Source organism: Streptococcus oralis (genome assembly GCF_016127915.1).
In the GTDB taxonomy this organism is placed as follows: Bacteria; Bacillota; Bacilli; order Lactobacillales; family Streptococcaceae; genus Streptococcus; species Streptococcus oralis_BO.
Genome location: NZ_CP066059.1, coordinates 540538 through 559835, shown reverse-complemented (window position 1 = coordinate 559835; position 19298 = coordinate 540538). Strand labels below are relative to the sequence as shown.

Annotated in this window: 20 protein-coding genes, 1 tRNA gene and 1 riboswitch; of the genes, 18 read left to right on the top strand and 3 right to left on the bottom strand. The window is 42.3% G+C overall.

From position 1 onward, the window contains the following. The first annotated feature begins 121 nt into the window (after nucleotides 1-121). From I6H78_RS02715 to I6H78_RS02695, 5 genes are all read left to right on the top strand, one after another. Complete coding sequence (locus tag I6H78_RS02715; protein WP_198459870.1) at nucleotides 122-1114, top strand: ABC transporter ATP-binding protein; 993 nt, start codon at nucleotides 122-124, stop codon at nucleotides 1112-1114. Between the two features lies 1 nt (nucleotide 1115). Further along, a complete protein-coding gene (locus tag I6H78_RS02710) occupies nucleotides 1116-1934 on the top strand; it encodes an ABC transporter permease (protein ID WP_198459869.1) in 819 nt (272 codons plus the stop codon). Nucleotide 1935: 1 nt separating this feature from the next. Beyond that, entirely contained in the window at nucleotides 1936-2721 is a 786-nt protein-coding gene (locus I6H78_RS02705; protein ID WP_198459868.1) for an ABC transporter permease, read from the top strand. Nucleotides 2722-2820: 99 nt separating this feature from the next. Then, nucleotides 2821-2893: transfer RNA gene (locus tag I6H78_RS02700), tRNA-Thr, on the top strand. Between the two features lie 190 nt (nucleotides 2894-3083). Beyond that, nucleotides 3084-3401, top strand: coding sequence for a hypothetical protein (locus I6H78_RS02695; RefSeq protein WP_198459867.1), 318 nt, complete (start codon nucleotides 3084-3086; stop codon nucleotides 3399-3401). A gap of 29 nt (nucleotides 3402-3430) precedes the next feature. On the opposite strand, the gene I6H78_RS02690 is transcribed toward I6H78_RS02695, so the two are convergent. Next, nucleotides 3431-5230: an N-acetylmuramoyl-L-alanine amidase gene (locus I6H78_RS02690; RefSeq protein ID WP_198459866.1), complete on the bottom strand. Its 1800-nt coding sequence runs from the start codon at nucleotides 5228-5230 to the stop codon at nucleotides 3431-3433. Between the two features lie 45 nt (nucleotides 5231-5275). Beyond that, on the bottom strand, nucleotides 5276-6184 hold the full coding sequence (locus tag I6H78_RS02685) for a LysR family transcriptional regulator (RefSeq protein ID WP_001222584.1): 909 nt from the start codon (nucleotides 6182-6184) through the stop codon (nucleotides 5276-5278). A gap of 102 nt (nucleotides 6185-6286) precedes the next feature. Between I6H78_RS02685 and I6H78_RS02680 the strand changes: the two genes are divergently transcribed. The 3 genes from I6H78_RS02680 to I6H78_RS02670 all read left to right on the top strand — a co-directional run bounded on the left by I6H78_RS02680 (nucleotide 6287) and on the right by I6H78_RS02670 (nucleotide 7217). Then, a complete protein-coding gene (locus I6H78_RS02680) occupies nucleotides 6287-6520 on the top strand; it encodes a YqgQ family protein (RefSeq protein ID WP_198460219.1) in 234 nt (77 codons plus the stop codon). Then, complete coding sequence (locus tag I6H78_RS02675) at nucleotides 6517-6897, top strand: rhodanese-like domain-containing protein (RefSeq protein WP_198459865.1); 381 nt, start codon at nucleotides 6517-6519, stop codon at nucleotides 6895-6897. Before I6H78_RS02680 ends, I6H78_RS02675 begins: the two co-directional genes overlap by 4 nt. Before the next feature lie 86 nt (nucleotides 6898-6983). Next, on the top strand, nucleotides 6984-7217 hold the full coding sequence (locus tag I6H78_RS02670; RefSeq protein ID WP_198459864.1) for a DUF4190 domain-containing protein: 234 nt from the start codon (nucleotides 6984-6986) through the stop codon (nucleotides 7215-7217). 40 nt (nucleotides 7218-7257) lie between these two features. Here I6H78_RS02670 and I6H78_RS02665 read toward each other — a convergent pair whose 3' ends face one another. Beyond that, on the bottom strand, nucleotides 7258-7983 hold the full coding sequence (locus I6H78_RS02665) for a 16S rRNA pseudouridine(516) synthase (RefSeq protein ID WP_198459863.1): 726 nt from the start codon (nucleotides 7981-7983) through the stop codon (nucleotides 7258-7260). A gap of 158 nt (nucleotides 7984-8141) precedes the next feature. Here I6H78_RS02665 and typA point away from each other — a divergent pair, with 158 nt between their 5' ends. The 10 genes from typA (at nucleotide 8142) to I6H78_RS02615 (ending at nucleotide 19297) form a co-directional block, all read left to right on the top strand. Next, nucleotides 8142-9983 carry a translational GTPase TypA gene (typA, locus tag I6H78_RS02660; protein WP_000164119.1) on the top strand — a complete coding sequence of 614 codons (1842 nt, stop codon included), beginning with the start codon at nucleotides 8142-8144 and terminating at the stop codon, nucleotides 9981-9983. Nucleotides 9984-10002: 19 nt separating this feature from the next. Further along, entirely contained in the window at nucleotides 10003-10257 is a 255-nt protein-coding gene (locus I6H78_RS02655) for a DUF3165 family protein (RefSeq protein ID WP_198459862.1), read from the top strand. A gap of 118 nt (nucleotides 10258-10375) precedes the next feature. Beyond that, nucleotides 10376-11728, top strand: coding sequence for a UDP-N-acetylmuramoyl-L-alanine--D-glutamate ligase (gene murD / locus I6H78_RS02650; protein ID WP_198459861.1), 1353 nt, complete (start codon nucleotides 10376-10378; stop codon nucleotides 11726-11728). A gap of 1 nt (nucleotide 11729) precedes the next feature. Beyond that, nucleotides 11730-12788, top strand: coding sequence for a UDP-N-acetylglucosamine--N-acetylmuramyl-(pentapeptide) pyrophosphoryl-undecaprenol N-acetylglucosamine transferase (locus I6H78_RS02645; RefSeq protein ID WP_049485374.1), 1059 nt, complete (start codon nucleotides 11730-11732; stop codon nucleotides 12786-12788). Nucleotides 12789-12797: 9 nt separating this feature from the next. After that, on the top strand, nucleotides 12798-13961 hold the full coding sequence (locus tag I6H78_RS02640) for a cell division protein FtsQ/DivIB (protein ID WP_198459860.1): 1164 nt from the start codon (nucleotides 12798-12800) through the stop codon (nucleotides 13959-13961). A 245-nt stretch (nucleotides 13962-14206) separates the two neighbouring features. After that, nucleotides 14207-14908, top strand: a complete 702-nt coding sequence (gene pyrF / locus I6H78_RS02635) for an orotidine-5'-phosphate decarboxylase (protein ID WP_198459859.1) — start codon at nucleotides 14207-14209, stop codon at nucleotides 14906-14908. Between the two features lie 33 nt (nucleotides 14909-14941). Next, the gene (gene pyrE / locus I6H78_RS02630) at nucleotides 14942-15574 is read left to right on the top strand and encodes an orotate phosphoribosyltransferase (protein WP_061421231.1); all 633 of its coding nucleotides are present in this window, start codon (nucleotides 14942-14944) and stop codon (nucleotides 15572-15574) included. Between the two features lie 243 nt (nucleotides 15575-15817). Then, nucleotides 15818-16954: an L-lactate oxidase gene (gene lctO / locus I6H78_RS02625; protein WP_198459858.1), complete on the top strand. Its 1137-nt coding sequence runs from the start codon at nucleotides 15818-15820 to the stop codon at nucleotides 16952-16954. A gap of 148 nt (nucleotides 16955-17102) precedes the next feature. Then, a riboswitch (TPP riboswitch) is annotated at nucleotides 17103-17191 on the top strand. A 159-nt stretch (nucleotides 17192-17350) separates the two neighbouring features. Continuing rightward, nucleotides 17351-17911: an ECF transporter S component gene (locus tag I6H78_RS02620; protein ID WP_198459857.1), complete on the top strand. Its 561-nt coding sequence runs from the start codon at nucleotides 17351-17353 to the stop codon at nucleotides 17909-17911. Beyond that, nucleotides 17912-19297, top strand: coding sequence for an ATP-binding cassette domain-containing protein (locus I6H78_RS02615; protein WP_198459856.1), 1386 nt, complete (start codon nucleotides 17912-17914; stop codon nucleotides 19295-19297). It begins immediately after the preceding gene. Nucleotide 19298 lies beyond the last annotated feature (1 nt).

Below are 19298 nucleotides of genomic sequence, written 5' to 3'. Positions count from 1 at the left end.
TATAATAGGTTGGTATAAAGCCTTCTGTAATGATAAAATGTAGAAGGTGTAAAAAGTAAGGATTTAGAATATTTGTAGTCAAAAATACAATGTTGCTATTCCTTGCGACAGGGAGATAGATATGGCAATGATAGAAGTGGAACATCTTCAGAAAAATTTTGTGAAGACAGTAAAGGAGCCGGGGTTAAAGGGAGCTTTGCGCTCCTTTATTCATCCTGAAAAGCAGACCTTTGAAGCGGTCAAGGATTTGACTTTTGAGGTACCCAGGGGCCAAATTTTAGGCTTTATCGGGGCTAATGGTGCTGGGAAGTCGACAACCATCAAAATGCTGACCGGGATTTTGAAACCGACATCTGGTTTTTGTCGGATTAATGGCAAGATTCCACAGGACAATCGCCAAGACTATGTCAAGGATATTGGTGTGGTCTTTGGACAACGCACCCAGCTATGGTGGGATTTGGCTCTGCAAGAGACCTACACGGTCTTGAAAGAGATTTACGATGTGCCAGACTCGCTCTTTCATAAGCGCATGGACTTTTTAAATGAAGTCTTGGATTTGAAGGAATTTATCAAGGACCCCGTGCGGACTCTTTCACTTGGTCAACGGATGCGGGCGGATATTGCGGCTTCCTTGCTCCACAATCCTAAGGTTCTCTTTTTAGATGAGCCGACCATTGGTCTGGATGTGTCAGTCAAGGATAACATTCGTCGCGCCATTACTCAGATCAATCAAGAGGAAGAGACCACCATTCTCTTAACCACTCACGACTTGAGTGATATTGAGCAACTTTGTGATCGAATTTTCATGATTGATAAGGGGCAGGAGATTTTTGATGGAACGGTGAGTCAACTCAAGGATGCCTTTGGCAAGATGAAGACTCTTTCCTTTGAACTGGTGCCAGGTCAAAGTCATCTTGTCTCTTACTATGAAGGCCTACCTGATATGACTATTGATAGACAAGGAAATAGCCTCAATATTGAATTCGATAGTTCCCGCTACCAGTCAGCTGATATTATCAAGCAAACCCTGTCTGATTTTGAAATCCGCGATTTGAAGATGGTGGATACGGATATTGAGGATATTATCCGTCGCTTCTACCGAAAGGAGCTCTAAGATGGTCAAATTGTGGAGACGTTATAAACCCTTTATCAATGCAGGAATTCAGGAGTTGATCACCTATCGAGTCAACTTTCTTCTTTATCGGATTGGCGATGTGATGGGGGCTTTTGTGGCTTTCTATCTCTGGAAGGCTGTCTTTGATTCCTCGCAGGAGTCCTTGATTCAAGGCTTTAGTATGGCAGATATCACCCTCTACATCATCATGAGTTTTGTGACCAATCTTTTGACCAAGTCAGATAGCTCTTTTATGATTGGGGAGGAGGTCAAGGATGGCTCCATTATCATGCGCTTGCTGCGACCAGTGCATTTTGCGGCATCTTATCTCTTTACCGAGCTTGGTTCTAAGTGGTTGATTTTTGTCAGTGTCGGACTTCCTTTCTTGAGTGTTATTGTCTTGATGAAAATCTTATCTGGGCAAGGGATTGTAGAAGTGCTGGGACTAACTACCCTTTATCTTTTTAGCTTAACGCTGGCCTATCTGATTAACTTTTTCTTTAATATCTGCTTTGGATTTTCAGCCTTTGTATTTAAAAATCTATGGGGTTCCAATCTACTCAAGACTTCCATAGTGGCCTTTATGTCTGGAAGTCTGATTCCCTTGGCTTTCTTTCCAAAGCTTGTTTCAGATATTCTCTCCTTCTTGCCTTTCTCATCCTTGATCTACACTCCGGTCATGATTATCGTTGGGAAATATGATGCTAGTCAGATTCTTCAAGCTATCTTGCTACAGTTCTTCTGGCTCATAGTGATGGTGGGCTTATCTCAGTTGATTTGGAAACGGGTCCAGTCTTTCATCACCATTCAAGGAGGTTAGTATGAAAAAATATCAACGCATGCATCTGATTTTTATCAGACAATACATCAAGCAAATCATGGAATACAAGGTGGATTTTGTGGTTGGTGTGCTAGGAGTTTTTCTGACCCAAGGCTTGAACCTCTTGTTTCTCAATGTCATCTTTCAACACATCCCCTCGCTTGAAGGCTGGACCTTTCAAGAAATCGCTTTTATCTATGGATTTTCCTTGATTCCCAAGGGATTGGACCATCTCTTTTTTGACAATCTCTGGGCACTAGGGCAGCGCTTGGTGCGAAAGGGAGAGTTTGACAAGTATCTGACTCGTCCTATCAATCCTCTTTTTCACATTCTGGTTGAGACCTTTCAGATTGATGCCTTGGGCGAACTTTTGGTCGGAGGTATTTTGCTAGCGACAACGGTATCTAGTATTGCTTGGACTCTTCCAAAATTCCTGATTTTTCTAGTCTGCATTCCTTTTGCGACCTTGATCTATACTTCCTTGAAAATCGCGACTGCCAGTATCGCTTTTTGGACCAAGCAGTCAGGCGCCATGATTTACATTTTTTATATGTTTAATGACTTTGCCAAGTATCCGATTTCCATTTACAATTCGGTCCTTCGTTGGTTGATTAGCTTTATCATCCCTTTCGCTTTTACGGCCTACTATCCTGCCAGCTATTTCTTGCAGGACAAGGATGGGCTCTTTAATATCGGTGGTTTGATACTAATTTCCCTTATCTTCTTTGTCATTTCTTTGAAACTATGGGACAAGGGCTTGGATGCCTACGAAAGTGCGGGTTCGTAAAAGGCAGAAACTCAAAGCCTTGTCTCAGGACGGGCTTTTTTAATCGTGATGAAAATTTCTTGACATCTCTTCTCAGAGTGCTATACTAAAAGGGTAATCGCCGATTTAGCTCAGTTGGTAGAGCAACGCACTCGTAACGCGTAGGTCACAGGTTCAAGCCCTGCAATCGGCAGAATCAAGAAGCCCATTAGGGCTTCTTTTTCTTTTGTTACAAATACTCAACCACTTAGACAGAGATATTGACCAGATAGGCAAAAGGGCTTGTTCTTGAAAAATTCCTCTGCTATAATGGTTCATGTAAGGGATGTGAGGGGTCAGTATCAGACAACTCAAGAACCAAAAAAGAAAATGGAGACAAAAAAATGAAAAAATTATTGGGACTTGTATTTTTAGTAGCAGCAGCGCTAGTATTGTATTTCGGTTCTGTTGGATGGCCAAGTTTGGATGTTAACCTCTGGTCACTCATCCCGGTAGGATTGTTCCTCTATTTCACGCTAGAAAACTTTTTGAAAAGAGACTACAAGGCTAGTCTGATGTGCTTGATCATCGCCTTTATCATTGCAAATGCTATTTTTGATCTTTTGCCCATTTCAAGTGGTTTGGTGATTGGTGCCGGTGTGCTAGCTTGTGTAGGACTTGGCTACCTCTTTCCTGATAAAGATAAAAAAGAAGGCAAATAGAAAAGTCTCGAGATTTCTCGAGACTTTTTTTACTGACCAGCGTAATATTTTTGGATTCCTTTCACAATGCCTGCGACCAGTTTATCTTGGTAGCGGCTATCTCTGATTTGTTGGCTTTCAGTGAAATTATTCATATAACCAAGCTCTAGGAGGACAGCTGGTTTGGCTGTTTCGCGTAGTACAGCATAGCTGCTCTCCAATAAGCCAGCGTCCTTAGCTCCTGTTTCTGCTAGAAGAGAGGAGTGGATGGCAGCGGCGAGGCGTTTGCTTTCACTCATACGATCAGGGTGATTGTGCCAGTATTTATTAATCTTACTTGGATAATCAGGTTCATCGCTATAGGAGTAGGTTTGAATACCGCTCGCTTTTGAGTAGGTATTACCAGTAGCGTTGAAGTGAATACTGATAAAAATATCAGAGTTGGTTTTATTAACCATACGAGAACGTTCAGTAACAAAGTCAACGTCAATATCACTATCACGAGAAGTGAGGACCTTGTAGCCCAGTTCTTCCAACTTAGTACGAAGCTTACGGTAAACCTGCATGTTGAGATCTTTTTCAGCTACATTGTAGTAAAAAGCTCCTGAATCTCGACCACCATGCCCAGGATCTAGGAAAATGGTATTGCTGTATAGTCCTTTTGTAAATCCGCCTTCAGTTGAAACTTCAGAGATCCATTGGCCGTATTTTTGGAACAAGTGTTCCTTTCCGTTTATTTTGTAAGTTCCTGAAACATAATGCCCATTATCATCCAGGTAGTAGCGTGCTTTGTCAGAGTTATCGTAAATCCATTCGCTCTTTGCCATGTAACCACCTGACTTGAGGTAGTATGCTCCAATCCACTCCTGATTTGCATAACGGCCATCCGCTTTTAGATAGAACCAGCTCTTATAGGTTTTATCAAAGATCCACTCTTTTTCCGCCATGGCTCCACTGGCTTTGAGGTAGTAGCTTCCTTTCCATTTGTCTGCTAGCATCCCACCATTCTGGTCAAATGAGTACCAGGAACCCTGAATCTTTTGCCAATTTTCTTGGACATATCTCCCTGACCCGTTCGCATAGAACCAAGTATCCTTGATTTTGACCCAGTTGTTTTCTGCCATAGCTCCACTCTGGTCAAAGAGGTAGCCCTTGAAGGTTGTCGCACTCAGCATTCCACCGTCTTTGTCAAAGTAATACCAAGAACCGTTGATTTTCTCCCATTTATCCTGTGAGATCTTTCCAGAAGGAGCGACATAATACCAAATTTGGTCTAATTTAGTCCAGCCCTTTTCTGCCATAGCTCCGCTTTTTGTGAGAAGATAGCCGTCAACGGCGGTGTTGCTGAGCATGCTTCCAGTTTGGTCAAAATAGTACCAGGAGCCGTTAATTTTTTTCCAGGTGTTCTGAGCTAGTCGTCCAGAGGAATCAGCATAATACCATTGATTGTCCAGTTTGGTCCAGCTATTTTCTATCATGACACCATCTTGGTCAAAGGCATAACCTTTGTAGACAGTAGAATGAAGACGATTACCATCTTGATCGAAGTAGTACCATTTGCCTTGGATTTGTTTCCAGTTCAAAGCAGGTTTATCATCTTGGTAAAAACGCCAGTGGTGATTTTCTTGGTACCACCCTTCTTTTTGGGGCTTGTCTTCTTGCACATCTACTTTCGGAAGAGTTTCTGATTTAGAGTTTTCCTCAACACTCGATTCTTTCTTTTCTTCTTTGACAATTGCTTCCTTGACAGCAGATGTGGATTGAGTTGTGTTTTCTTCTCCTAAGACGGATGCGGGTGCTAATCCTACGATTGAAAGGATTAAAGCACAGGTCAGTAGTATCTTTTTCACTTTCTATTTCCTAACTTTTTCTTTTTCCCTTTTTCATTTTTCCTATTAATTATCGAATTGAACTTCTTCTAGTAAGTATTCGATAAAGCGTTCGCCCATCTTAGACAGGCTGGTTTTTTCATGCTGGATATAGACCAGTTCAATCGGGTCGTCAATGTCCAGTGGAATGGAAACGATATTGTCTCCATTGAGGTTGCTGTTCAAAATCCCTGTTGCAATGGTGTAACCATCCAAACCAATCAAGAGGTTAAAGAGAGTGGCGCGGTCACTGACTACGATGGATTTCTTGTGATGCTCTTGTGAAAGAATCTCCTCTGAAAAGTAGAAGGAGTTGTGCGTCCCCTGGTCATAACTCAGATAAGGGAAGTCTTCCAAATCAGCCAGTTTGACCTTGTCTTTTTTAGCTAGAGGGTTGGTCTTGCTGACAAAGATATGGGGTTGGGCTGTGAAGAGGTGGTGAGCTAGCAGGTGATTGTCATCTAGCATTTTCGTTAAAACATCGCGGTTGTAGCTGTTTAGGAAGAGGACACCGACCTCGCTACGGAAGTTCTTGACGTCATCGATAATCTCCCAAGTCCGAGTTTCACGAAGGAAAAGTTCGTATTTCTCCATATCACTTTTCTTGAGCAAGGAGACAAAGGCATTGACTACAAAGGCATAGTGCTGAGAGGAAACGCTGAAAAGTTCGCGGTGGGCGACAGGATTTTTATAGCGTTCCTCCAGAAGCTGGGTCTGCTCGACAACCTGTCGAGCGTAGGAGAGAAACTCCATCCCATCACGAGTCAAGGTAATGCCCTTGGGATTGCGGATAAAGATTTCAATGCCCATTTCATTTTCCAAGTCTCGAACAGCATTAGAGAGACTAGGTTGGGTGATAAAGAGTTGCTTGGCTGCCTCATTCATAGAGCCAGTTTCGACGATTTTGATAATATAGTGTAGTTGTTGAATTCTCATGTTTTTATTGTACCACACTTGCGGAAGAATGGGCAATGAAGACGAAGAAAATAGGGGGAAAGAGCATGTCCAGTATTGAAAAAAAGTCTAGAATCTGCTAAAATGGAAGCTATGAAAACATTCTATGATGTGCAGCAATTTCTCAAACAGTTTGGCATTATTGTTTACATGGGGAAGCGCTTGTATGATATTGAACTGATGAAGCTCGAACTCTCTCGGATCTATGATGCAGGTCTGATGGACAAACTAGACTATCTAGAGGCGGAAGCTGTTCTTCGTAGAGAGCACAAGATAGAATTAGACTACATAGATAAAAATGGAGAGAAGAACTTATGACAATTTGGGTTTTGTGGGGAATCGTACTAGCGATGGCTGCATGGATGGGGTATAACTACCTTCGTATTCGTCGTGCGGCTAAGATTGTGGACAATGCAGAATTTGAAGCCTTGATTCGGAAAGGGCAGTTGATTGATTTGCGTGACCCAGCAGAATTTCACAGAAAACATATCCTCGGAGCCCGTAATATTCCTTCAAATCAGTTGAAGTCAAGCCTTGCAGCCCTTCGCAAGGATAGACCTGTCCTTCTCTACGAAAACCAACGTGGACAACGAGTGACCAATGCAGCACTTTACCTGAAAAAACAAGATTTCTCTGAGATTTATATTCTTTCTTATGGGTTGGATTCTTGGAACGGGAAGGTCAAGACTAGCTAACATTCTGTTAAAAACTGTCGAATGATAGATAAAGCTAGCATTTTATGGTATCATCATTTATATTAATTTTAAGGAGAATTTATAATATGAATTCACAACAAAAGAAAAAACCTTCACTTATTTTAGGTATCTTATCTATCGTCCTTGGTTTGCTATTTCCAATAGTAGGTCTGATTTTGGGGATCATAGGATTGGTCTTGGCTTTTTCATACCAAAAAGAATCTGGACTAGACTATAAAACAGAAAAGATTCTCAATATCGTAGGACTTGTAGTTTCTGTTCTTAACTGGATTGCAGCCATCGCATTATTTTTTAGATAAGTAAAAACAAAAAAAGCTTTAAATTTAAAGCTTTTTTCTTTTATCCACTTTTTTCTAAATAGTTTTTAATAATTTCCAATTCCTCTGGATTCAAGGGACGGTATTGCCCTTCTGCTAGTTCTGGGTCTAATGTAAAGTCACCGAATTGAACTCGTTTTAGGGCAGTCACTTTGACACCAACTGAGAGAAACATCTTCTTGACCTGATGAAACTTCCCCTCTGAGATAGTGATGGAGGCCCGGCTCTCTGTTGGGCTTGCGGCTAGAATCTCTAGCTTTGCTGGTTTACAAGTGGTCCCATCTAAAAAGACAATTCCGTCTTTGAATTTTTGGATATGGTCTGACGTGAGCGGTCCGTTTACTACCACTTGATAGGATTTATCGACATGGTACTGGGGATGAAGGAGTTGAAAACCAAGAGGTCCATTGTCTGTCAAAAGCAGTAGTCCCGTCGTATCGCGGTCTAGTCTGCCGATAGCATAGAGTTGGTCAGACTGGATGTCCGGAGGAAGGAGGTCCATGACGGTTGGTAGGCCCTTATCCTTGCTAGCTGTAACGCTTCCGTTTGGCTTATGAAGCATGAGGTAGTTGTGCTCGTAGCCTTGGATTTGCCGTCCTTGAAAGACTAATTTCTGCAACCCAGTGTCGACATTTTGAGCGAGTGAGCTAGCTGGACAGTCATCTACTAGGATTTCTTTTTTTAATAGAGCCTGTTTCATAGCCTTGCGACTGACCTTTTCTTGGGCTAATAATCTATCTAAACGCATACCAGCTTATCTTATCATAAGTCTCTGACTTTGAAAAGAGTTGTCTTGACTAGAAAAGCAGAGTGAAAACATTTACACTTAGCTGAACTGTGATTTTTGAATGAGACTGTGGTATAATTGTTCAGTTAGAAATAAAAATTTAATTATTAGAGGAAATCATGACAAAATTAAGAGAAGATATCCGTAACATTGCGATTATCGCCCACGTTGACCACGGTAAAACAACCCTCGTTGACGAATTATTGAAACAATCTGAAACTCTTGATGCACGTACTGAATTGGCAGAGCGCGCTATGGACTCAAACGATATCGAAAAAGAGCGTGGAATTACCATCCTTGCGAAAAACACTGCCGTTGCCTACAACGGAACTCGTATCAACATCATGGACACACCAGGACACGCGGACTTCGGTGGAGAAGTTGAGCGTATCATGAAAATGGTTGACGGTGTTGTCTTGGTCGTGGATGCCTACGAAGGAACCATGCCACAAACTCGTTTCGTATTGAAAAAAGCCTTGGAACAAGACCTTGTCCCAATCGTGGTTGTTAACAAAATCGACAAACCATCGGCTCGTCCAGCAGAAGTAGTAGACGAAGTCTTGGAGCTCTTCATTGAGCTTGGTGCAGACGATGACCAGCTTGATTTCCCAGTGGTGTATGCTTCAGCTATCAACGGGACTTCTTCATTGTCAGATGATCCAGCTGATCAAGAAAAAACAATGGCACCAATCTTTGACACGATTATCGACCATATCCCAGCTCCAGTAGATAACTCAGATGAGCCTTTGCAATTCCAAGTGTCACTTTTGGACTATAATGATTTCGTTGGACGTATTGGTATCGGTCGTGTCTTCCGTGGTAGTGTAAAAGTTGGAGACCAAGTTACCCTTTCTAAACTAGATGGTACAACGAAGAACTTCCGTGTTACAAAACTTTTCGGTTTCTTTGGTTTGGAACGTCGTGAAATCCAAGAGGCCAAAGCAGGTGACTTGATTGCCGTTTCCGGTATGGAAGATATCTTTGTTGGTGAGACGATTACACCGACAGATGCAGTTGAGCCTCTTCCAATCCTTCACATCGATGAGCCAACGCTTCAAATGACCTTCTTGGTCAACAACTCACCATTTGCTGGTAAAGAAGGTAAATGGGTGACTTCTCGTAAGGTGGAAGAACGCTTGCAGGCCGAATTGCAAACAGACGTTTCCCTTCGTGTTGACCCAACGGATTCCCCAGATAAATGGACTGTCTCAGGTCGTGGAGAATTGCACTTGTCAATCCTGATCGAAACTATGCGTCGTGAGGGCTATGAACTTCAAGTATCTCGTCCAGAAGTTATCGTAAAAGAGATTGACGGTGTTAAATGTGAGCCATTTGAACGTGTGCAAATCGATACTCCAGAAGAATACCAAGGATCTGTTATTCAAAGCCTTTCTGAACGTAAGGGTGAAATGTTGGATATGATTTCAACTGGTAATGGTCAAACTCGTTTGGTCTTCCTTGTTCCAGCGCGTGGTTTGATCGGTTACTCAACTGAATTCTTGTCAATGACTCGTGGTTACGGTATCATGAACCATACCTTTGACCAATACTTGCCATTGATTCCAGGGGAAATTGGTGGACGTCACCGTGGTGCCCTTGTTTCCATCGATGCTGGTAAGGCTACAACTTACTCAATCATGTCTATCGAAGAACGTGGTACTATCTTTGTCAACCCAGGTACTGAGGTTTACGAAGGAATGATTATCGGTGAAAACTCTCGTGAAAACGACTTGACAGTTAACATCACTAAGGCTAAACAAATGACCAACGTCCGTTCAGCTACTAAGGACCAAACAGCGGTTATCAAGACACCTCGTATCTTGACACTTGAAGAGTCTCTTGAGTTCTTGAATGACGATGAGTACATGGAAGTAACGCCTGAGTCTATCCGTTTGCGTAAGCAAATCCTTAACAAGGCAGAGCGTGAGAAAGCCAACAAAAAGAAAAAATCAGCTGAATAAGAGCTAGAAAGAGATAAAGATGGTCTATTTAATCATAGGAATCCTCTTATTACTACTCTATGTATTTGCGACACCCCAAAGTATCAAAGGAACAGTCAACATCGTTATCTTGGTCTTTGTAGTTGTTGCACTCTTGATTTTGCTGATGTTGTCCATCTTGCAAATCTTCCAATTACCGACAGAATTCTTTGTCACAATCGCCATGTTGGCCCTAGCTTACTTTAGCTTGAGAGACATTACACTCATGTCTGTAAAAAATAGCAAAAGAAGATAAATAGAAAGAGAGCTACGGCTCTCTTTTTCTATGGTAGAAATGAGGACTAGAGCATTTTCGTTTAGTATTATTTCCATAAAAATGGTAAAATAGTAGGAGTAGAAATGGAGTTTGAGACATGAAAGTAATCGATCAATTTAAAAATAAGAAAGTACTTGTTTTAGGTTTGGCTAAGTCTGGTGAGTCTGCGGCCCGTTTGCTAGACAAGCTGGGTGCTATTGTAACAGTAAATGACGGCAAGCCTTTTGAGGAAAATCCTGCTGCTCAAAGCTTGCTAGAAGAGGGAATCAAGGTTGTCACTGGTGGGCATCCTTTGGAACTCTTGGATGAAGATTTCGCTCTGATGGTGAAAAATCCAGGTATCCCGTATAGCAATCCCATGATTGAAAAGGCATTGGCAAAGGGAATTCCAGTCTTGACTGAGGTGGAATTGGCTTATTTAATTTCGGAAGCGCCAATTATCGGTATCACTGGTTCAAATGGGAAAACAACCACAACGACGATGATTGGGGAAGTTTTAACTGCTGCTGGTCAACGCGGTCTCTTGTCAGGGAACATCGGCTATCCTGCTAGTCAAGTGGCTCAAACTGCGACAGCCAAGGACACGCTCGTCATGGAACTTTCTTCTTTCCAACTGATGGGTGTCCAAGAATTCCATCCTGAGATTGCGGTTATTACCAACCTCATGCCAACTCATATCGACTATCATGGTTCTTTTGAGGAGTATGTGGCAGCTAAGTGGAATATCCAGAACAAGATGACAGCGGATGATTTCCTTGTATTGAACTTTAACCAAGATTTGGCAAAAGAATTGGCTAGCAAAACACAAGCTACCGTTGTACCATTTTCAACAAAGGAAAAGGTTGATGGGGCTTATCTGGAAGATGGTCAACTCTACTTCCGTGGGGAAGTGGTCATGGCAGCTAGTGAAATCGGTGTTCCAGGTAGCCACAATGTAGAAAATGCCCTTGCGACTATTGCTGTAGCCAAGCTCCGTGGCGTGGACAATCAAACCATCAAGGAAACTCTATCAGCCTTTGGAGGTGTCAAACATCGTCTCCAATTTGTGGATGAAATTCAGGGTGTCAAATTCTATAACGATAGTAAGTCAACCAATATCTTGGCTACTCAAAAAGCCTTGTCAGGATTTGACAACAGTAAGGTTATCTTAATCGCAGGTGGTTTGGACCGCGGCAATGAGTTTGACGAATTGGTGCCAGATATTATTGGGCTCAAGAAGATGGTTATCCTCGGTCAATCTGCAGAACGTGTCAAACGGGCAGCGGATAAGGCTGGTGTGGCTTATGTAGATGCGACAGATATTGCTGATGCGACCCGCAAGGCTTATGAGCTCGCGACTCAAGGAGATGTGGTTCTCCTCAGTCCTGCCAATGCTAGCTGGGATATGTATGCTAACTTTGAAGTACGTGGAGATCTTTTCATCGACACAGTAGCGGAGTTAAAGGAATAATATGAAAAAAATTGTCTTTACAGGTGGGGGGACGGTTGGACATGTCACCCTCAACCTTTTGTTAATGCCCAAGTTCATCGAAGACGGCTGGGAAGTTCACTATATTGGTGATAAACACGGAATCGAACACCAAGAAATCCTCAAGTCAGGTTTGAATGTGACCTTCCACTCTATTGCGACTGGGAAGTTGCGTCGCTATTTCTCTTGGCAAAATATGCTGGATGTCTTCAAAGTTGGTTGGGGAATTGTTCAATCCCTCTTTATCATGTTACGACTGCGTCCACAGGCTCTTTTTTCTAAGGGAGGATTTGTCTCTGTACCGCCGGTTATCGCAGCGCGAGTGTCAGGAGTGCCTGTCTTTATTCACGAATCGGACCTGTCTATGGGCTTGGCCAATAAAATCGCCTATAAATTTGCGACTAAGATGTATTCAACCTTTGAGCAAGCTGCTGGTCTCGCAAAAGTCGAGCATGTGGGAGCAGTGACAAAGGTAACAGGTCAAGAGACGCCAGAACCAGACGAGTTGGTGGATATCCAAACCCACTTTAATCCTAAATTGCCAACGGTATTGTTTGTTGGTGGTTCTGCAGGAGCTCGTGTATTTAACCAATTGGTGACTGATCATAAGCAAGAACTGACCGAACGCTACAATATTATCAATCTCACTGGAGATTCTAGCCTAAATGAGTTGAGTCAAAATCTCTTTCGTGTTGATTATGTGACGGATCTCTATCAACCCTTGATGGAGATGGCAGATGTGGTGGTAACGCGTGGCGGTGCTAATACGATTTTTGAACTCTTGGCCATGGCGAAACTCCATCTCATCGTACCATTGGGTCGTGAAGCAAGTCGAGGAGATCAGATTGAAAATGCAGCCTACTTTGTTAAGAAAGGCTACGCAGAAGAACTTCAAGAAAGTGACCTGACCTTGGAAAGCTTAGAGGAGAAACTCAGTCACTTGCTTAGTCACAAGGACCAATACCAAGCTAGCATGAAAGCTTCGACTGAATTGAAATCTCTTGCAGATTTTTACGATCTACTAAGAAAAGACCTAGCATAAGGAATATCAATGTCAAAGGATAAGAAAAAAGAATCAAACCAGAAGCAAGAATTGTCTGAATGGCAGAAACGAAACCAGGAATACCTGAAGAAGAAGGCTGAGGAAGAAGCTGCCCTAGCTGAAGAGAAGGAAAAGGAAAAACAAGCTCGTAAGGAAGCCAACTCGAAACTACTGGAGGAATCCAAGAAATCATCGAGTGAGTTAGATGAGGAAGCCTCAAGTCCAAGCAAGGAACCATCCGAAAAAGAAGAAAAATCTCAAAAGGGTGACCGGAAAGTCAAAGAGGAAAAAGAGAAGAAGAAAAAAGAAAAACCAGAGAAATCAGAAAAACCTGCCAAGCCTAAAATTGCGCCTGTTCATATTTGGCGAGCTGTGAGTATCTTGGTACCCAGTGTCCTGGTCCTTCTTCTTTCAGTCTATCTATTGACTCCACTGTCGACCATCAAAAATATCGAGGTTAAGGGAAATAGTAACACTCAGGCGGATGATATCAAACAGGCTTCTGGAATTCAAGATAGCGACTATACTTTAGCTCTATTGTTGGATAAGGAAACATACGCTGAGCGAATCAAGTCCAATCATTGGATAGAATCAGCGAAGATTAACTATCAATTTCCGACTAACTTTACGATTGAGGTCAAGGAATTCGATATTGTCGGTTATTATGTGTCTGGTGAAGAACATTATCCTATTCTGTCTAGTGGTACAGTAGAGTCAACTCCTGTTGATCGCTTAAACTTGCCTGAGACTTATCTGACAGTTACCTTTAACGATGAGCAGCAGGTGAAAGAGCTGATAACGGGATTGTCTACCATCAGTGAGGATATCAAGAGTCAAATCCAGAAAATCGAATTAGCGCCAAGCAAGGCAACAGCAGATCTTTTAAAAATTACTATGCTGGATACAGATGAGGTTTTGGTTCCCTTGTCAGAATTGAGCAAGAAATTGCCTTATTACAGCAAAATCAAGCCACAATTGTCAGAACCGAGTGTAGTCGATATGGAAGCTGGAGTATACAGCTATACTATAGCGGATAAGCTGATAGAAGAAGCAGAAGAAAAAGCCAAGCAAGAGGCCAAGGAAGCTGAGAAGAAAAAACAGGAAGAAGAAAAGAAAAAACAAGAAGAACAAGGAAATCAAAGCCAAACGAGCCAGCAATCACAGAGTCGTTAGACCAATTTTTCCTCTTGATTTTGAATGGTATAGAAATCCAGTTTCGAGTTTTTGCTTGACAAGTCCTACTATAAATAATAGAATAGAAAAAAACCTTTAAAGCAGTCCAGAGAGGCAGCTAAGGTTAGACGGTGAAAGGGTGGAGACTACCCATTTTTCGTGGAACCTTGCTGTTGGCAGGTTCCTTTTTTTGTGGTTTATTTTTGACCATCCTCTCTTGTTCGTAAAGGTAAAAGGAGAAAAGTATGCGTGAACATCGTCCAGTTATTGCTCTTGATTTTCCTAGTTTTGAGGCAGTCAAGGAATTTTTATCTCTTTTCCCAGCTGAAGAAAGTCTTTATTTAAAAGTAGGGATGGAGCTTTATTATGCGGAAGGTCCAGAAGTTGTCCGTTATTTGAAGTCACTGGGGCATAGTGTCTTTTTGGACCTCAAGCTACATGATATTCCAAATACAGTTAAATCGGCTATGAAGGTCTTATCTCAGCCTGGTGTAGACATGACCAATGTTCATGCTGCTGGTGGTGTGGAGATGATGAAGGCTGCGCGTGAAGGTCTTGGAAAAGAAGCAAAATTGATTGCTGTGACCCAGCTTACATCAACGTCGGAAAGCCAGATGCAGGATTTTCAAAATATCCAAACCAGTCTTCAAGAATCGGTTATTCACTATGCCAAGAAGACAGCTGAAGCGGGCTTGGATGGTGTCGTTTGCTCGGCTCAGGAAGTGCAACTCATCAAGCAGGCCACCAATTCAGATTTTATCTGTTTGACACCGGGAATCCGTCCAGCGGGAGCTGCGGTTGGGGACCAAAAACGTGTCATGACACCTGCTGACGCCTATCAAATCGGTAGTGATTATATCGTAGTGGGACGTCCTATTACCCAAGCTGAAGATCCTGTTGCAGCTTATCATGCTATCAAGAATGAATGGAACCAAGACTCAAATTAAAGAAATAGATTATAAAAACAAAAGGAGAATACTATGACACTTGCTAAAGATATCGCTAGCCACCTCTTGAAAATCCAAGCCGTTTACCTCAAACCAGAGGAACCTTTCACTTGGGCATCAGGTATCAAGTCACCGATTTATACTGACAACCGTGTGACGCTTGCTTACCCAGAAACTCGTACCTTGATTGAGAATGGTTTTGTGGAAGCTATTAAAGCAGAATTTCCAGAAGTAGAAGTGATTGCAGGAACTGCGACAGCAGGAATTCCACACGGAGCTATCATTGCTGACAAGATGAACTTGCCTTTTGCCTACATCCGCAGCAAACCAAAAGACCACGGAGCTGGTAATCAAATCGAAGGCCGTGTAGCTCAGGGGCAAAAGATGGTAGTTGTTGAAGATTTGATTTCAACTGGTGGGTCTGTTCTTGAAGCCGTAGCAGCAGCTAAACGCGAAGGAGCCGATGTGCTTGGAGTTGTAGCGATTTTCAGTTATCAGTTGCCAAAAGCTGACAAGAACTTCTCAGATGCTGGTGTCAAACTTGTGACGCTTTCTAACTACAGTGAACTAATCCACCTAGCCCAAGAAGAAGGATACATCACACCAGAAGGACTCGACCTCCTAAAACGCTTTAAAGAAGACCAAGAAAATTGGCAAAATGCCTAAAACATAGAAAATCAGGTAGTCCTTATGATTACCTGATTTTTTGCATATAGGCAATCAAACTATGATTCCTAAAGGTAAAGATGAATATAGGATAATGGTAGAATGAGAGACCTTCTTTTTTGTCGGCATATTCAGATAATCAGTTTGAAATTTCCAGACAAAATTTTTGAAAAAATTCTGAAAAAGAAGTAAGATAGTTAATGTAAGACAAAGTAAACGCTTACTTAATAAGGAGGACACTTTATGTCATATAAAACAAGCAATGCAGAAGGACCTGTAGATTTTATTAACGCTTATGATTTGGAGCCAATGGCTCAACAAGTCATTCCTAAAGCTGCCTTTGGTTATATCGCTAGTGGAGCAGAGGATACTTTCACTTTACGCGAGAACATCCGTGCCTTTAACCATAAACTCATCGTTCCTCATACGCTTTGTGATGTTGAAAATCCAAGTACAGAGATTGAATTTGCAGGTGAAAAATTATCTTCACCAATTATTATGGCGCCTGTTGCGGCTCATAAATTGGCAAATGAGCAGGGGGAAGTAGCTACTGCGCGTGGTGTGCATGAATTTGGTTCTCTTTATACAACCAGCTCTTACTCTACTGTCGACCTTCCAGAAATTACAGAAGCCCTTCAAGGAACACCTCATTGGTTCCAATTTTACTTTAGTAAAGATGACGGGATCAATCGCCACATCATGGACCGTGTGAAGGCTGAAGGCTACAAAGCGATTGTCTTGACGGCGGATGCAACTGTAGGAGGCAATCGTGAGGTTGATAAGCGCAATGGATTCGTCTTCCCAGTTGGCATGCCGATTGTTGAAGAATACCTTCCAGAAGGTGCTGGAAAATCAATGGACTTTGTTTACAAGTCAGCTAAACAACGCTTGTCTCCACGTGATGTCGAATTTATCGCTGCATACTCAGGTCTTCCTGTGTATGTCAAGGGGCCACAATGCCGTGAAGACGTTGAGCGCTCTCTTGCTGCGGGAGCTTCTGGTATCTGGGTAACCAATCACGGTGGCCGCCAAATCGACGGTGGACCAGCATCCTTTGACTCACTTCAAGAAGTGGCTGAAGCAGTTGATAAACGTGTGCCAATTGTCTTTGACTCTGGTGTTCGTCGCGGTCAACACGTCTTTAAAGCCTTGGCTTCAGGAGCAGACTTGGTAGCTATTGGCCGCCCTGTGATCTATGGTTTGGCTCTCGGTGGTAGTGTTGGTGTGCGTCAAGTCTTTGAGCACTTGAATGCAGAATTGAAGACAGTCATGCAATTATCTGGAACTCAGACTATTGAGGATGTCAAACACTTCAAACTCCGTCATAACCCATACAACCCAACCTTCCCAGTCGATCCTCGTGATTTGAAATTGTATTGATAAAGTAGAAGGCCTCCACCTGATGTGGAGGTTTTTCTTTGTGTATAGAAAGAATAAATCGTTATTAGAAACTATATAAATATATTTTCCAGTCAAATATCTTGCTAGGGCTTTCAAATTTTGTTATACTGGTCCAGTAATTAAATAATAAAGACATTTGGGGTGCTTTAGGCTGAGATGATACCCATTGAACCTGATACAGTTAATACTGGCGAAGGGAAATGTGAAAAGGTTTTTTTCGTATGTCGAAAGAAACTGTCAAATCTTGTAAGGTAAACTCTAATTCTCGTTTGTAATTGGAGTTTTTTTGTTTATCAAAAGAGGATAGGCTTGACGGCAAGCCTTTTGGTATCTCTCCTTGAATGCCCTTGATTTTCTTTAAAAAAGGAGTTTTTTATGTTGAAAAAATGGCAATTAAAAGATGTTATCTTGCTTGCTTTCTTGTCTATCTTTTTTGGTGGCGTTTTTGTGGGTTCAGGCTATCTGTTTGATATCCTCACCCTGATTTTAGCCCCTCTTGGTTTGCAGGCCTTTGCCAATGAAATCCTCTTTGGCCTCTGGTGTATGGCTGCGCCCATTGCAGCTATCTTTGTTCCAAGAGTCGGAAGTGCAACGATTGGAGAAATACTCGCTGCGCTTGCTGAAGTCCTATATGGTAGCCAATTCGGTCTAGGCGCTCTTTTGTCTGGCTTGGTTCAAGGTTTGGGAAGTGAATTTGGCTTTCTTGTGACCAAGAATCGTTATAAAAGTTGGCTTTCTCTAACTGCTAATAGTATTGGGATTACCCTTTTTAGCTTTGTCTATGAATACATTAAATTAGGTTACTATGCCTTTTCTCTTCCTTTTGTCCTTTCCTTGCTGGTGGTGCGTTTTATTTCCGTCTTTTTCTTCTGTACCATCTTGGTTCGTGCCATTGTCAAACTCTATCATCAGTTTGCAGCTGGAGGAAAGGCATAGATGGGCCTGGAATTAAGAGGGATTCAATCCCCAATATTTTCGGAACCGATTGATTTTACTTTTCATGGGCAAGCTTTTACCTTGTTAGTTGGGAGCAGTGGTTCAGGAAAATCCAGCCTCTTTCAAGTCATTGCTCAAGTTAGTTCTCTTCCCTATAGTGGTCAAGTCCTGATAGATGGGAGTGAGGTCAGTCAGCTTTCTATCGTCGAACGTGTCCAGACAGTTGGGATTCTCTTTCAAAATCCCAATCATCAATTTACCATGGAGAACTTGTTTGAGGAACTGGTTTTTACCTTGGAGAATGTCGGGCATCCCTTTCAGGAAATTGATTCTAAAATAGCAGAGGTGGTTGGGCAATGTCGTTGCGAGCCAATCTTGCACCGTCCTATTCATCACCTATCAGGTGGGGAAAAGCAAAAGGCTGCTCTGGCTGTTCTCTTTGCCATGAATCCTAGGGTCTATCTCTTGGATGAGCCCTTCGCTTCCATTGACCGCAAGAGCAGAATCGAGATATTGGAGATTCTAAAAGAGTTGGCTCTTGATGGGAAGATAGTCATCCTGTGCGATCATGATTTAACGGACTATGGAGCCTACATTGACCATATGGTGGAGCTGAGAGACGAGCAACTAAGGGAAATAAATAAAATCCCAACCTCTGAGATGACACAGGTTTCTTCAAAAGAAGTTGCCTCTAGTCCAGAATTATTCCATATGGACCGTGTGACCTGTGAGCTGGGGAATCGCCCCCTCTTTTCGCTTGCGGATTTTACTATCTACCAAGGAATTTCCTGTATCTTGGGTGACAATGGTGTCGGGAAATCAACCCTCTTTCGCTCTATTCTTCAATTTCAAAAGTATAAGGGGCGAATTACTTGGAAGGGGACAGTCCTGAAAAAGAAAAAGAGTTTGTATCGTGATCTGACCGGTGTTGTTCAGGAAGCTGAAAAGCAATTTATCCGAGTCAGTCTGAGAGAGGAACTGCAATTAGATAGTCCAGACTCTGAAAGAAATCAGCGGATTCTCCAAGCTTTACGATATTTTAATCTGGAGAAAGCGCTTGATAAGAGTCCCTATCAATTAAGTGGTGGCCAACAAAAGATTCTTCAGCTATTGACCATCTTGACCAGTAAGGCTTCTGTGATCTTGCTAGATGAACCCTTTGCTGGTTTGGATGATAGAGCTTGCCATTATTTTTGTCAGTGGATGTTGGAGGATAGAAATCAGGGAAGAAGTTTTTTGATTATTAGCCATCGTTTAGATCCTTTGATTTCTGTGGTCGATTATTGGATCGAGATGACTAGTGAGGGGCTCAGCCACCTTCAAGAAGTGACTATCAGCAAACCTCTCCCATCTCTGAATAATGATACTCTAGGGGAGGTGAGGTAGT